Below are 16,773 nucleotides of genomic sequence, written 5' to 3'. Positions count from 1 at the left end.
GAGATGACTCGGCGGTTACTTGCCGATTCCAAGTTCGTTGTCGAGGACGTCGAACAGGTCGTCGTCCGTGGCGAAGTCGAGGTCGTCCTGCTCGGCGGGCTGGTCGGCGGCGGCGCGGGTGCCGTTCCACTTCCACAGCAGTGCCTGGATGCGGGCCGCGATCCGGCCGTGCTCGTCGTCCTCCGCGGTGATGCCGAGCAGGGCCGCCTCGACCTTGTCGAGTTCGGTGAGCATGGCGGCGGCGGCGGTCTCCGCGTCGGGCAGGATCCTGGCGCGCAGGTGGTCGGCGACGGCGTCCAGGGTGGGGTGATCGAAGACGAGGGTGGCGGCGAGCCGCAGCCCGGTGGCGGCGTTGAGCCGGTTGCGCAGTTCCAGGGCGGTGAGCGAGTCGAAGCCGAGTTCCTTGAACGTCTTGCCGGGGTTGACGGCGGTGGTGGTGGCGTAGCCGAGGACCGTGGCGACGTTGTCGCGGACGATGTCGAGCAGCAGCCGTTCCCGTTCGACGGCGGGCAGCGCGGTGAGCCGCTGCTCCAGCGACGCGGCGGACGCCGTACCGGCCTGGGAGGCTCGGCGGGCGGCGGGCCGGCCGAACCCGGCGAGCATGGCGGGCGACCGGTCGCGCAGGGCGGCGATGTCGAGGCGGGCGGGCAGGACGGTCGCGGCGGTGGCGGCGACGCTCGCGTCGAACAGCGCCACGCCCTGCTCGGCGGTGATCGGCAGGAAGCCGCCGCGGCTGATCCGCTGCAGGTCGGTCTCGGTCATGTGCCCGGTCATGGCGCTCGCCTGGGCCCACAGTCCCCAGGCGAGGGACGTGGCGGGCAGCCCGCCGGTGCCTCGGTGGGCGGCGAGGGCGTCGAGGAAGGCGTTGGCCGCGGCGTAGTTGCCCTGGCCGGCGTTGCCGAGGATGCCGGCGGCGGAGGAGAACAGGGCGAAGACGGCCAGGTCGTCGCCTCGGGTGAGTTCGTGCAGGTTCCAGGCGGCGTCGACCTTGGGCCGCAGCACCCGTTCGACCTGTTCGGGGGTGAGGTTCTCGATGGTGGCGTCGTCGAGGAGCCCGGCGGCGTGGACGACCCCGGTGAGGGGCCGCTCGGCCCGGATCCCGTCCAGGAGCGGCCGGAGTCCGGCCTGGTCGGCGGCGTCGCAGGCTTCGATCCGGACCCGCGCGCCGAGGCCGGTCAGTTCGGCGGCGAGCGCGGCGGCACCCGCCGTCGCGCCGCCGGTGCGGCTGGTGAGCACCAGGTGGCGTACGCCGTGCTCGGTCACCAGGTGCCGGGCCACCACGGCGCCGAGCACACCCGTACCGCCGGTGATCAGCACCGTGCCCTCGGGATCCAGAGCCGCCGGCACGGTCAGCACGACCTTGCCCACATTGCGGGCCTGACTGAGGAACCGGAACGCCTCCGGCGCCCGACGGATGTCCCACGCCGTGACCGGCAGAGGCTTCAGCACCCCCGCCTCGAACAACTCACCCAGCTCGGCCAGCATCCGCTGGACGTGCTCCGGACCGGGATCCATCACGTCGAACGCCCGGTAGGCGACGCCCGGCCACTGGGCGGCGATCTCGGCCGCGTCGCGGATGTCGGTCTTGCCCATCTCGATGAACCGGCCCCCGGCCGGCAGCAGCCGCAGGGAGGCCTCGACGAACTCCCCGGCGAGGGAGTTCAGCACCACGTCCACCCCCCGGCCCTCGGTGGCCTCCAGGAAGCGGCGTTCGAAGTCCAGCGACCGCGACGACGCGATGTGGTCGTCGGCGTATCCGACGGTCCGCAGCGCGTCCCACTTGCCGGCGCTGGCGGTGCCGTACACCTCCACGCCCCAGTGGCGGGCGAGCTGCAGCGCGGCCAGGCCGACGCCGCCGGCGGCGGCGTGCAGGAGGAGCGATTCGCCGCGCCGGACGCCGGCCAGGTCGCGCAGCCCGTAGTAGGCGGTCAGGTACACGACCGGGGCCGCCGCGGCCTCGGCGAAGCTCCACCCGGTGGGCATCCGGGTGAGCAGGCGGTGGTCGGCGACCGACACCGGGCCGATCTTCCCGATCAGGCCCATGACCCGGTCTCCCGGAGCCATGCCGGTCACGCCGTCGCCGACCTCGAGGACGACGCCCGCGCCTTCGGACGCCGCGGGACGGCCGTCGTCGCGCACCATGCCGAGGGTGATGAGGATGTCGCGGAAGTTGAGCCCGGCGGCCCGTACGGCGAGCCGTACCTGCCCGGGCGCGAGGGGTTCGGCGGCCTCCGGGGAGGGGACCAGGGCGAGGTTCTCCAGGCTGCCCTTCGCGGTGACGTCGAGCTGCCAGGCGTTCCCCACACCGGGCGGTTCGGCCAGGGCCGCGCCCGCCGACAGCCTGGCCAGCCGGGGCGCGTACAGGTCGCCTTCGCGTACGGCGAGCTGCGGTTCGCCGGTGGCCAGGGCGGCTTCGACCGCGCCGAGGGAGACGTCCTGGCGGTCCAGGTCGAGCAGGACGAACCGGTCGGGGTTCTCGGTCTGCGCCGACCGGAGCAGTCCCCACAGAACGGCCTGGGCGAGGCCCGCCCCGGGTTCTCCGGCCCGGGCGGTGACGGCGTTCTGGGTGAGGACGACCAGCCGGGACCCGGCGAAGTCGTCGTCGGCCAGCCAATCCTGGAGGAGGCCGAGTGCCCGCCCGGTGAGGGCGTGCGCGGCGGACGGGGTGTCCGGCCCGGTGACGGGGATCCCGGCGAACACGACGGCGGGGACGGGCGCCCCGGTCGCCTTGAGCGCGGCGAGGTCGGCGTGCACGTCGATCCGCAGCAGGTCGGCGAAGCCGAGGGGGTCGGCGCCGACCAGGGCCCAGTCGGGGGTGGACGCGACCGGTCCGGCCGGTACGGGCAGCGCGGCCCAGTCGATGTGGAACAGGTCGTCGGTGGTGGTGGACGCGGCGAGACCGGCCGTGTCGACGGGGCGGACGACGAGCGAGTCGACCGTGACGACGGGCGCGCCGGTCTGGTCGGCGAGGGTCAGCGACACCTCACCGGGTCCGGTGACGGTGATCCGGGCGCGGGCCGCGGTGGCGCCGGTGGCGTGCAGGGACACTCCGGACCAGGCGAACGGGAGCCGGACCTCGGCGCCGTCGCCGTCGCCGCTCAGGGCGAGCAGGTGCAGTACGGCGTCGAGCAGGGCCGGGTGGATGCCGAACCCGGCGGGGTCCCCGGTCAGCGCGACCTCCGCGAAGAGCTCGCCGTCGCGCCGCCAGGCGGACCGCAGCCCCTGGAACTCGGGGCCGTAGTCGAGGCCGTCGCCGGCGAGCCGGTCGTAGGCGTCCTCGACGGGGACGGGAACCGCCCGCTCCGGCGGCCAGGCCCGTACGTGCTCGGGTTCGGCCTGGTCGGTGGCGGCCATGACGCCCTTGGCGTGGCAGGTCCAGGGCTGCTCGACGCCGGTCGAGGCGTCGCTCACGGGGCGGGAGTAGACCGCCAGCTCGCGATGGCCCGTCTCGTCCTCGGCGGCGAGGGTGACCTGGAGCTGGACGGCCGCGTTGCCGGGCAGCACCAGGGGCGCCTGCAACGTGAGCTCCTCGATCCTGCCGCACCCCACGTGATCACCGGCGTGGATCGCCAGGTCGACGAAGGCCGTCCCCGGCAGCAGCACCGTCCCCGCGACCGCGTGATCGGCCAGCCAGGGGTGGGTACGGGTGGAGAGGCGGCCGGTGAACACGAGGCCCTGCCCGTCGGCCAGCGACACCGCGGCGCCGAGGAGGGGGTGTTCGGCCACCTGCAACCCCAACCCCGCCGCGTCCCCGCCCCCCGCGGCCGGCTCCAGCCAATACCGCTCCCGCTGGAAGGCATACGTCGGCAGATCCACCCGGCCCGCCCCCCCGACCAACGGACCCCAATCCACCCCCACCCCCTGCGAATACACACCCGCCACCGAACCCACCACCCGCCGCAAACCACCCTCACCCCGACGCAACGTCCCCGAGACCACCCCCTCGACCTCCACCGCCTCCAAAATCTGCTGCACCCCCACCGTCAACACCGGATGCGGACTCACCTCCACAAACACCCGATGACCATCAGCCACCAACCCCCGAACCGCCCGCTCGAACTCCACCGGCCGCCGCAGATTCCGATACCAATACCCCCCGTCCAACCCCGCCGTATCCAGCACCGACCCCGTCACCGTCGAATAAAACGGCACCCGACCCGACACCGCCACCACCTCCCCCAGCAACGCCCCCAACTCCTCCTCCACCGCCTCCACATGCACCGAATGCGACGCGTAATCCACCTCGATCCGCCGCGCCCGCACCCCCAACACCTCACACTCCGACACCACCCCCACAACCGCACCCACCTCACCGGCCACCACCGTGGCCACCGGACCATTGACCACCGCCACACTCACCCGGCCCCCCCACCGAGCCCGCACCTCCTCCGCCGGCAACGACACCGACGCCATCGCCCCCCGACCCGCCACCGCCCGCAACACCCGACTCCGCACCGCCACCACCCGCGCCGCATCCTCCAACGACAACGCCCCCGCCACATACGCCGCCGCGATCTCCCCCTGCGAATGCCCCACCACCGCATCCGGCTCCACCCCCAGCCACTGCCACACCCGCGCCAGCGACACCATCACCGCGAACAACACCGGCTGCACCACCTCCACCCGCTCCAACGCCTCCCGATCCCCCACCACCTCACGCAACGACCACCCCGTATACGGAGCCAACGCCACCTCACACGCCTCCATCTGCTCCGCGAACACCGCACACGACTCCCACAACTCCCCCGCCATCCCCACCCACTGCGACCCCTGACCAGGAAAAACAAACACCCGCTTGCCGGTGACTCCGGCGGTGCCGCGGATGAGGCCGGGTACGGACTCCTCGGCGGCCAGGGCGTTGAGCCCGGCCAGCAGCTCGTCCGGCCGGGAACCGATCACGACGGCCCGGTGGTCGAAGCGCGCGCGCCCGGCGGCGAGTGAGGACGCGACCGCCGTCAGGTCGCCGTCGACCATGGCGGTCAGCCGCTCCGCCTGCGCCCGCAGCGCGGCCTCGGACTTGGCCGTGATCACCCACGGCACCACACCGTCCGAACCGGCCGGGCGCTCCACCGGAGCCGGCCCCTGCTCCACGGCCGCAGACGCGTCCACCGACGGGCCCTGCTCCAGGATCACGTGCGCGTTCGTGCCGCCGATCCCGAAGGAGGACACCGCCGAACGGCGGGGGCGGCCGGTCTCGGGCCAGTCGCGGGCCTCGGTGAGGAGTTCGACGGCGCCCGCCGTCCAGTCGACGTGCGGGGAGGGCGCGTCGATGTGGAGGGACTTGGGCAGGACGCCGTGGCGCATGGCCATGACCATCTTGATGATGCCGGCGACGCCGGCGGCGGCCTGGGTGTGGCCGATGTTCGACTTGACCGAGCCGAGCCAGAGCGGCTCCTGGCGTTCCTGTCCGTAGGTGGCCAGGAGTGCCTGTGCCTCGATCGGGTCGCCGAGGGCGGTTCCGGTGCCGTGGGCCTCGACGGCGTCGACGTCGGCGGTGGTGAGTCCGGCGCCGGCGAGCGCCTGCCGGATGACCCGTTGCTGGGAGGGACCGTTCGGCGCGGTCAACCCGTTGGAGGCGCCGTCCTGGTTCACCGCCGAGCCCCGCACCACTGCGAGAACCTGGTGACCGTTGGCCACCGCGTCCGACAGTCGCTCCACCAGCAGCAGACCCACACCTTCACCCCAGGCCACCCCGTCGGCCTGGGCGGCGAACGGCTTGGAACGGCCGTCGGGGGCCAGGCCGCGCTGGCGGCTGAAGCCGACGAACGTGTTGGGGCTGGCCATCACGGTGACGCCGCCGGCCAGCGCGAGGGAGCACTCGCCGTTCCGCAGCGCCTGGACGGCCAGATGCAGCGCCACCAGCGACGACGAACACGCGGTGTCCACCGTCATCGCCGGGCCTTCGAGGCCGTACACGTAGGAGATCCGGCCCGACGCGACGCTGCCCGTGGTGCCGGTGAGCAGGTGGCCTTCCAGTCCTTCCTGCGGCTGCGCGCCGTAGTCGTGGTACATGACCCCGGCGAAGACGCCGGTACGGCTGCCGCGCAGCGATTCGGGGTCGATGCCCGCCTGCTCGAAGGTCTCCCACGCCGTCTCCAGCAACAACCGCTGCTGCGGATCCGTCGCGAGCGCCTCACGGGGGCTCATCCCGAAGAACTCCGCGTCGAAGCGGGCCGCGTCGTACAGGAACCCGCCCTCCCGCACGTACGAGGTGCCGGGCCTGTCCGGGTCGGGGTCGTACAGGCCGTCGACGTCCCAGCCCCGGTCGGCCGGCATGGCGCCGATCGCGTCCGTGGCGTCCGCGACGAGCCGCCACAGGTCCTCGGGCGAGGAGACACCGCCGGGGAACCGGCAGCCGATGCCGACGATCGCGATGGGCTCGTCCGTGGCGACGGACATCTGGGTCTCGGCCATATCGGCCGTCCCCAGCAGCTCGTGCTGGATGTGCCGTGCGACCGCCGCGGGGTTCGGGAAGTCGAACACCAGCGTCGCGGGCAGGCGCGTCCCCGTCACGGTGTTGAGGCGGTTGCGCAGCTCGACCGCCGTGAGCGAGTCGAACCCGAGGTCCTTGAACGCCCTGTCCCCGTCGACCGCCTCCGCTCCCGTGTGCCCGAGGACCAGCGCCGCCTGCTCGCGGACCAGGTCGAGCAGCACCCGCTCCCGCTCCTGCGGGGAGAGCGCCGCGAGTCGCCGTCCGAGCGGCGCCGAGGCGTCCACGCGGGTCGGCCGCGCCGGTGGGCGCACCAGCCGCCGGAACACCTCCGGTACCTCTCCAGCGGCCCGCAACGCCGCCGCGTCCAGCAGGGCCGGGACGAGCGTCGCCCGCCCGGTGGCCAGCGCGGCGTCGAACATGGCGAGGCCCTCGGCGTTGGACAGGGGCACGATGCCCGCACGGGCCAGCCTGGTGCGGTCGGCGTCGTCCAGCGTCGCGGCCATGCCGCCGGTCTGCTCCCACAACCCCCAGGCCAGCGAAGTCGCCGAACCCCCCCGATGTACGGCCAGGGCGTCCAGGAACGCGTTCGCCGCGGCGTAGTTGGCCTGACCGGCGCTTCCTACGGTCCCGGCTATCGAGGAGAAGAGAACGAACGCCGACAGATCCAAATCGGCGGTGAGCTCGTGCAGATGCCAAGCCGCCTCGGCCTTGACCCGCCACACCCTCTCAAGCCGCTCAGGAGTCAGAGAGGAGACGACCCCGTCGTCCAGCACACCCGCGGCGTGCACCACCGCCGTCAACGGGTGCTCGGCGGGAACAGCCGCGATCAGCGCGGCCAGCGCAGCCCGGTCCGCCACATCACACGCGGCGAACTCCACATAAGCGCCCGCCGCCTCCAACCGCTCCCGCAACGCCACCGCCCCCGGTGCCTCCTCACCACGACGGCTGACCAGCACCAACCGGCCCACCCCGTACGACGCCACCAAATGAGCGGCCACCACCCCACCCAAACCACCCGTGGCCCCCGTGACCAAAACCGTGCCCGCCGGATCGAACACCGGCGCCTCACCACCCGCGGCCACCTGCCCCAACCGCGGCACCCGCAACCCACCGCCCACCACCGCGACCTGACCCTCACCCGAAGCCAACGCCGCCGCCACCCCCGCCCGATCACCGTCCCAATCGACCAGCACGATCCGACCCGGATGCTCCACCTGCGCAGCCCGCACCAGACCCCACACCGCAGCCGCCGCCAGATCCGACGCCACCACCCCCCGCGTCAACACCACCAACCGCGACCCCGACAACCGCTCATCGGCCAGCAACCCCTGCAACCGACCCAGCACAGCCGTCACCGACCCCAGCGCATCCCCCACCGGCGCCGACACAAAAACCACATCCGGCACCGGCACCCCCGGCCACCCCGCCAGATCACCCACGGCCAACGACCCTGCAAGAACGGCGTCGTCCGCAACCGCCCACACCCCCCGCTCCACCACCTCAGGCACCGCGACAGGAACCCAGTCGAGGGCCAGCAGGTTGGTGGCGGCGGCCGAGAGGTCGGCGGTTCGCAGGATGAGGGAATCGACCTCCGCCACCGGGTTGCCGGCGGTGTCGGTCACCAGAAGGGCGGCCTCGTCGTCGCCGGTCTTCGTCAGGCGGACCCGGAGCTCCTGGGTGGCGGTGTCGTGCAGGGAGACGCCTGACCAGGAGAAGGGCAGCCGGGCCACGTCGGTGTCCGCGTCGGCGTGGAGAGTGTGCAGGGCGCCGTCCAGGAGAGCCGGGGAGACGATGAACCCGGCCTGGCCGGCCGAAGCCGGTTCGGGGAGGGTGACCTTGGCGAAGATGTCGTCGCCACCGCGCCAGAGCTCGGTGAGCGTGCGGAAGCCGTCCCCGTATTCGAAGCCCCGGTCGGCGAGACGGTCGTACAGGTCTCCGACGTCCACCCGTACGGCGCCCACGGGCGGCCAGACGGAAAGGTCCTGCGGGGGTTCCGGGCGTTCCGCGACCAGGGTGCCCACCGCGTGACGGGTCCAGGTGTGCGTCGCGGCGTCCTCGTTCGGGCGGGAGTGCAGGCTGACCGGCCGTGCGCCGGACCCGCCGGGTTCGCCGATGACAAGCTGGAGGTCGAGGTCGCCTCGCGCGGGGATCACCAGCGGCGTTTCGAGGGTCAGTTCGCCGATCATGCCACTGCCGACCCTCCGGCCGGCCTGGCAGACGAGCTCCAGGATCGCGGTGCCGGGCAGGAGGATGGTGCCGGCGACGGTGTGGTCGGTCAGCCACGGGTGGGTGTGGGTGGACAGACGACCGGAGAAGACGACGGTGTCGCCTTCGGCCAGTTCGGTCGCGGTGGTGAGGAAGGGGTGGCCGAGGTCGGTCAGCCCGGAGCGAGGGGTGAAGGTGTCCAGCCAGTAGCGCTGGTGCTGGAAGGCATACGTCGGCAGATCCACCACCGCCGTCGCCGCCGGGAAGAAAGACCGCCAATCGACCTCGGCGCCCGCCACATACAACCGGCCCAACCCGGTCGCCAGAGCCGCCACCTCGTCATGGTCCTTACGTGACAGCGCGACCAGCGTGGCGGGCTCGGTCAGGCAGGCGTCGGCCAGCGCGGTCAGCACCGCATCCGGGCCCACCTCCACCCACGCATCCGCGCGAGCCGCCCCCAGCGCGTCGGCGAACCGCACCGGACGACGCACATGCTCAACCCAGTACTGCGGCTGCGCCCAGTCCTCGATGCTGATCGGCTGCCCGGTCACCGTGGAGACCACCACCGGACCGCCATCGGCCGGGGTCAGGAAGGACAGGCCTTCGACGACCTGGGCGAACCGCTCCAGCATCGGCTCCATCAACGGTGAGTGGAAGGCATGGCTCACCCGCAGACGGCGGGTCCGATAGCCCAGGGCGGCGAAGTGTGCGGCGACCCGCTCAGCCGCCTGCTGTTCTCCGGAGACCACTACCGCTGCCGGGCTGTTGATCGCGGCCAGCCCGACCCGGTCCTCCAGTCCGGCCAGCGCCGGCAGGACTTCGGCTTCGGGGGCGGCGATCGCCACCATCGCCCCGCCGGCCGGCAACTCCTGCATCAACCGGCCCCGTGCCAGCACCAATGTGATCGCGTCCGGGAGGGAGAGCACTCCGGCGACGTGCGCGGCGGCGATCTCCCCGATCGAATGACCGATCAAGACCCGCGGGCGAACCCCCAGCGACTCCAGCAGCCGGTAAAGGGCTACTTCGAACGCGAAGAGGGCTGGTTGTGCCCATCCGGTGTCGTTGAGGTCGACCGAGAGGTCCTCGCCGAACATCACCGCCCGCAGCGGCTCCCCGGCGATCGCACAGACCTCCTCCAGCACCGCGGCGAACACCGGGAATCGGGCGGCCAGCTCCCGGCCCATCCCGACCCGCTGCGACCCCTGACCGGAGAACAACACCCCCACCGAACCGACCGAGGACACCGCACCGGGCTCAATCCCGGCCAAGCCCCGGCGCAGCTCCGCCAGATCCGATCCGACCGCCACCGCACGGTGCTCAAAACTCGATCGGGTCGCCACCAGGGAGAGCCCGACCGCGGCCGGGTCTTCCTCGACCGACGCCAACCGGCCGGCCTGCGCCCGCAACCCGGCCTCGGACTTCGCCGAAACCACCCACGGCACCACACCACCCGAACCAGCCGACCGCTCCACAACCACAGACGCGTTCGCGGCATCGCCCTCGACGGGCACCGCCGGCCCCTGCTCCACGGCCACAGACGCGCCCACCGCCGGGCCCTGCTCCACGGCCACAGACGCGCCCACCGCCGAGCCCTGCTCCAGGATCACGTGCGCGTTCGTGCCACTGATCCCGAACGAGGACACCGCCGCACGACGAGGACGACCGCTCTCCGGCCAGTCACGAGCCTCGGTCAGCAACTCGACCGCACCGGCCGACCAGTCCACGTGCGGCGAAGGTGCGTCGATGTGGAGGGACTTGGGCAGCACGCCATGGCGCATGGCCATGACCATCTTGATGATCCCGCCCACCCCGGCGGCGGCCTGGGCGTGACCGATGTTCGACTTCAGCGACCCCAGCCAGAGCGGCTCCTGGCGTTCCTGCCCGTAGGTGGCCAGGAGTGCCTGCGCCTCGATCGGGTCGCCGAGGGCGGTGCCGGTGCCGTGCGCCTCGACGGCGTCGACGTCGGCGGTGGTGAGTCCGGCACCGGCCAGCGCCTGCCGGATCACCCGCTGCTGGGAGGGACCGTTCGGCGCGGTCAAACCGTTGGAGGCGCCGTCCTGGTTCACCGCCGAACCCCGCACCACCGCCAGCACCTGATGACCGTTGGCCATCGCATCCGACAACCGCTCCACCAGCAGCAGACCCACACCTTCACCCCAGGCCACCCCGTCGGCCTGGGCGGCGAACGGCTTGGAACGACCGTCGGGGGCCAGGCCACGCTGGCGGCTGAAGCCGACGAACGTGCTCGGGCTCGACATCACCGTCACACCACCCGCCAGGGCCAGCGAGCACTCGCCGTTCCGCAGCGCCTGGACGGCCAGGTGCAGCGCCACCAGCGACGACGAACACGCGGTGTCCACCGTCATCGCCGGCCCTTCAAGGCCGTACACGTAGGAGACCCGGCCCGACGCGACGCTCGCGGAGGTTCCGGTCAGGAGGTAGCCCTCGTCGTTGCCGTGTCCTTCGTGCAGGCGGGGGCCGTAGTCCAGGGTCATGGCGCCGACGAAGACGCCTGTGGCGGTGCCACGCAGTGACGCGGGGTCGATCCCGGCCCGCTCGATCGCCTCCCACGCCGTCTCCAGCAACAACCGCTGCTGCGGATCCGTCGCGAGCGCCTCACGGGGACTCATCCCGAAGAACTCCGCGTCGAACCGATCCGCGTCATACAAGAACCCGCCATGACGCACATACGACGTCCCCGCATGATCAGGATCCGGATCGAACAACGACTCCACATCCCACCCACGACCGGACGGGAAATCCCCGATCGCATCCACCTCACCCGCCACCAACCGCCACAGCTCCTCCGGCGAGGACACCCCACCCGGGAACCGACAGCCGATACCCACGATCGCGATCGGATCGTCCGCGCTGACCGTCGAAGGCGCGGCGGTGCTCACCGCGGACGTGCCCAGCAGCTCACGGACGAGGTAGGCGGCCACCGCGGCCGGGCTGGGGTAGTCGAAGACGACGGTCGTCGGCAGGCGCAGGCCGGTCACGGCGGTGAGGCGGTTGCGCAGGTCGACGGCGGTGAGCGAGTCGAATCCGAGCTCCTTGAACGCGCGGACCGACTCGACGGTCTCCGTTCCGGAGTAGCCGAGCACCTGGGCGACCTGACCGCAGACGATGTCGAGCAGCGTCCGCTCCCGCTCCTGCGGGGTCATCCCGGCCAGACGACGGCCGAGCGACCCTTCCGCGACCGAGACGTCCGCGGCGCGCCGCATCGGCGTCCGCACCAGCCTGCGGTAGAGGGCGGGCACGTCGGTCCTGCCGTGCAGGGCGGACAGATTGAGCCTGGCGGGGACGAGGGCCGGTTCGGGCCGTCCCAGCGCCTGGTCGAAGAGGGCGATGCCTTCGGCGGCGGTCATCGCGGTCACGCCGGATCTGGCCAGCCGTACCCGGTCCGCTTCCTTGAGGGTGGAGCCCATGCCGTCGGCCTGCTCCCACAGTCCCCAGGCCAGCGACGTGGCCGGCAGGCCCAGAGCGTGCCGGTGCACGGCCAGGGCGTCCAGGAACGCGTTCGCCGCGGCGTAGTTGGCCTGGCCTGCGCCGCCCACCGTTCCGGCCATCGAGGAGAACAGCACGAACGCGGACAGGTCCAGGCCGGCGGTGAGCTCGTGCAGGTGCCAGGCGGCGTCGACCTTCGGGCGCAGCACCGCGTCCAGCCGCTCACCCGTCATCGAGGAGATCACGCCGTCGTCGAGGACGCCGGCCGCGTGCACGACGGCGGTCAGCGGGTGCTCGGCGGGGACAGCGGTGATCGCCGCGGCGATGGCGTCCCGGTCGGCGACGTCGCAGGCGACCACCTTCACCTGGACGTTCATCAGGTGCAGTTCGGCCTTGAGCTGGGCGATGCCGGGGGCGTGCCGGCCGCGCCGGCTGATCAGGACCAGGCGCCGCACACCGTACTCGGTCGCCAGGTGCCTGGCCACGAGGATGCCGAGCGAACCGCCGGCTCCGGTGATCAGTACGGTCCCCTGCGGGTCGAGCGAGACACGGGCGTCGTTCTCGGCGGGGGCGACACGGACCAGGCGGGGTGCGTGGATCACACCCGCGCGGATCGCCAGCTCGGGTTCGCCGGTGGCCAGCGCGACCGGCAGGGCCTGGACGGAGACCTGGTCGTCGTCGAGGTCGAGCAGGGTGAACCTGCCCGGGTGCTCGGCCCTGGCGGCCCTTACGAGACCCCAGGCGGCGGCGTCGGCCAGGTCGACGTCCGCGCCGGGACCTGCGGCGTTCCGGGTGAGAACGACCAGCCGGGTGTCGGCGAGCCGCTCCTCGGCCAGCCATTCCTGGATCACCTGGAGCAGTCGCCGGGCGCTGTCGTGGACCTGTCCCGGCAGATCTGCGGACTCCTGCTCGGGGAAACAGGGCAGGAAAACGGTGTCCGGCGCCGCTTCGGCCACCGCCGCCACGCCCGGGTAGGCGGTGACTCCCGGCAGGCGGTCCGAGCCGAGCACAGCCCATGCGTCGGTGGTGAGCGCGGCGGGGGTCGGGACGGCCGTCCACTCGACCCGGAACAGCGCCTCGTCGGCCGTACCGGCCGGGGCGAGCTGGTCGGCGGAGACCTGCCGCAGGACGAGCGAGTCCACGGTGATCAGCGGCTCGCCCGACGGGTCGGCCGCGGTCAGCGACACCTCGTCGGGTCCGAGGGGCGACAGGCGGACTCGGATCGCGGAGGCGCCGGTGGCGTGCAACGACACTCCGGACCAGGCGAACGGGAGCCGTACCGCGTCGCTGCCGGTGTCGAAGGCCAGGCAGTGCAGGGCCGCGTCCAGGAGGGCGGGGTGAACGCCGTACGAATCGGTGTCGGTGCCGGGCGGGATGGTGATCTCGGCATACAGGTCGTCGCCGAGCCGCCAGGCGGCGCCGAGCCCCTGGAACAGCGGGCCGTACTGGTAGCCGCGCTCGGCGAGCCCGGCATAGAGGTCGTTCACCGGCAGAGACGTCGCGCCTGGCGGAGGCCACTCACCCGGCAGGCCGCCCGCGACGGTCTCGTCGGCGGTCAGCGCTCCGGTGGCGTTGCAGGTCCAGGTGTCGGAACCGTCGGGGCAGGAGTAGATCGCCACCGGGCGGCGGCCTGACGGGTCGGCACCGCCCACCCAGATCTGCAGCCGGGCGGCGGCGTCCGCGGTGAAGGCGAGCGGGCTGCGCAGGGTGAACTCGTCGAGCCGGGCGGCACCGGAGTGCAGGCCCGCGTGCAGCGCCAGTTCGACGAACGCGGTGCCGGGGAGCAGGACGGTACCCATGATCGTGTGATCGGCGAGCCACGGGTGAGTACGGAGGGACAACCTGCCGGTGAACAGCAGGCCGCCCTCCTCCGGACGTGTGACCAGGGCCCCGAGCAGCGGGTGGTCGGTGACGCTGAGCCCGGCGGCGACGAGGTCCCGGCGCCCGGCGGGTGCGTCCAGCCAGTAACGCTGGTGCTGGAAGGCATACGTCGGCAGATCCACCACCGCTGTGGTGGCCGGGAAGAAGGGCCGCCAGTTGACGTCGGCACCCGCGACATACAACCGGCCCAGCCCGGTCGCCAGAGCCGCCACCTCGTCATGATCCTTACGCGACAGCGCGACCAGCGTGGCGGGCTCGGTCAGGCAGGCGTCGGCCAGTGCGGTCAGTACCGCATCCGGGCCCACCTCCACCCACGCGTCCGCGCGAGCCGCACCCAGCGCGTCGGCGAACCGCACCGGACGACGCACATGCTCAACCCAGTACTGCGGCTGCGCCCAGTCCTCGACGCTGATCGGCTGCCCGGTCACCGTGGAAACCACCACCGGACCACCGTCAGCCGGGATCTGGAACGACAGGCCTTCGACGACCTGGGCGAACCGCTCCAGCATCGGCTCCATCAACGGCGAATGGAAAGCATGACTCACCCGCAGACGGCGGGTCCGATACCCCAGGGCGGCGAAGTGCGCGGCGACCCGCTCGACCGCCTGCTGCTCCCCGGAGACCACCACCGCCGCCGGGCCGTTGACCGCGGCCACCCCAACCCGGTCCTCCAACCCCGCCAGCACCGGCAGGACCTCGGCTTCGGGGGCGGCGATCGCCACCATCGCCCCACCGGCCGGCAACTCCTGCATCAACCGGCCCCTCGCCCCCACCAACGCCACCGCATCCCGCAGGGAGAGCACCCCGGCGACGTGCGCGGCGGCGATCTCCCCGATCGAATGACCGATCAAGACCCGCGGGCGAACCCCCACCGACTCCAGCAGCCGGTAGAGGGCTACTTCGAAGGCGAACAGGGCGGGTTGCGCCCACCGCGTGTCGTTGAGATCGACCGAGAGGTCCTCGCCGAACATCACCGCCCGCAGCGGCTCCCCGGCGATCGCACAAACCTCCTCCAGCACCGCGGCGAACACCGGGAATCGCCCGGCCAGCTCCCGGCCCATCCCGACCCGCTGCGAGCCCTGACCGGAGAACAACACCCCCACCGACCCGACCGAGGACACCGCACCGGGCTCAATCCCGGCCAGGCCCCGGCGCAGCTCCGCCAGATCCGCTCCGACCGCCACCGCACGATGCTCAAAGCTTGATCGGGTCGCCACCAGGGAGAGCCCGATCGCGGCCGGGTCCTGCTCGACCGAGGCCAGCCGTCCGGCCTGCGCCCGCAACCCGGCCTCGGACTTCGCCGAGACCACCCACGGCACCACACCAACCGAACCAGCCGACCGCTCCACAACCACAGACGCGTTCGCGGCATCGCCCTCGACGGGCACCGCCGGCCCCTGCTCCACGACCACGGACGCGCCCACCGCCGGACCCTGCTCCAGGATCACGTGCGCGTTCGTGCCGCTGATCCCGAAGGAGGACACCGCCGCACGGCGGGGCCGGTCGGTCTCGGGCCAGTCACGAGCCTCGGTCAGCAACTCGACCGCACCGGCCGACCAGTCCACGTGCCGGGACGGCGCGTCCACGTGCAGCGTCCTGGGCAGCACGCCGTGCCGCATCGCCATGACCATCTTGATGATGCCGCCCACCCCGGCGGCGGCCTGGGTGTGGCCGATGTTCGACTTCAGAGACCCCAGCCAGAGCGGAGTCTCACGCCCCTGCCCGTACGTCGCGAGAAGCGCCTGCGCCTCGATCGGATCGCCCAGGGCGGTCCCGGTGCCGTGCCCTTCGACGACGTCCACGTCCTGGACGGACAGCCCGGCACCGGCGAGTGCCTGCCGGATGACCCGCTGCTGGGAGGGACCGTTCGGCGCGGTCAACCCGTTGGAGGCGCCGTCCTGGTTCACCGCCGAACCCCGCACCACCGCCAGGACCTGGTGACCGTTGGCCACCGCGTCCGACAACCGCTCCACCAGCAGCAGACCCACGCCCTCACCCCAGGCCACCCCGTCGGCCTGGTCGGAGAACGCCTTGGAACGGCCGTCGGCGGCCAGGCCACGCTGGCGGCTGAACTCGATGAACGTGTTGGGGCTCGACATCACCGTGGCGCCGCCGGCCAGCGCGAGGGAGCACTCGCCGTTCCGCAGCGCCTGGACGGCCAGGTGCAGCGCCACCAGTGACGACGAACACGCGGTGTCCACCGTCACCGCCGGGCCTTCCAGCCCCAGCGTGTACGCCACCCGCCCGGACGCGACGCTGCCCGTGCTGCCGGTACGCAGGTAACCTTCGAGCTCCTCGGGCGCCTCCGCGACCCGGCCCGCGTAGTCCTGGTACATGACCCCGGCGAACACCCCGGTACGGCTGCCACGCAGTGACGCGGGGTCGATCCCGGCCCGCTCGATCGCCTCCCACGCCGTCTCCAGCAACAACCGCTGCTGCGGATCCGTCGCGAGCGCCTCACGGGGGCTCATCCCGAAGAACTCCGCGTCGAACCGATCCGCGTCATACAGGAACCCGCCATGACGCACATACGACGTCCCCGCATGATCAGGATCCGGATCGAACAACGACTCCACATCCCACCCACGACCGGACGGGAAATCCCCGATCGCATCCACCTCACCCGCCACCAACCGCCACAGCTCCTCCGGCGAGGACACCCCACCCGGGAACCGACAGCCGATACCCACGATCGCGATCGGGTCACGGCTCTTCTCGATCAGCGCTTCGTTCTCCTGCCGCAGCCGCTCCGTCTCCTTGAGGGAGGTCCGTAGGGCCTGGACGATCTTCTCGTTAGAGGTCATGGT

At 72.3% G+C, this 16,773-nt stretch carries 1 protein-coding gene; it reads right to left on the bottom strand.

Annotation, left to right across the window (positions count from 1 at the left end; all coding sequences use genetic code 11):
* Positions 1 to 15: 15 nt before the first annotated feature.
* Positions 16 to 16,770, bottom strand: coding sequence for an SDR family NAD(P)-dependent oxidoreductase (locus J2853_RS04625; protein WP_307555298.1), 16,755 nt, complete (start codon positions 16,768 to 16,770; stop codon positions 16 to 18).
* Positions 16,771 to 16,773: the final 3 nt, after the last annotated feature.

The sequence above is a fragment of the Streptosporangium lutulentum genome (assembly GCF_030811455.1).
GTDB lineage: Bacteria > Actinomycetota > Actinomycetes > Streptosporangiales > Streptosporangiaceae > Streptosporangium > Streptosporangium lutulentum.
The sequence above is the reverse complement of the archived record's forward strand: the minus strand, read 5'-3'. Positions and strand labels throughout refer to the sequence as shown.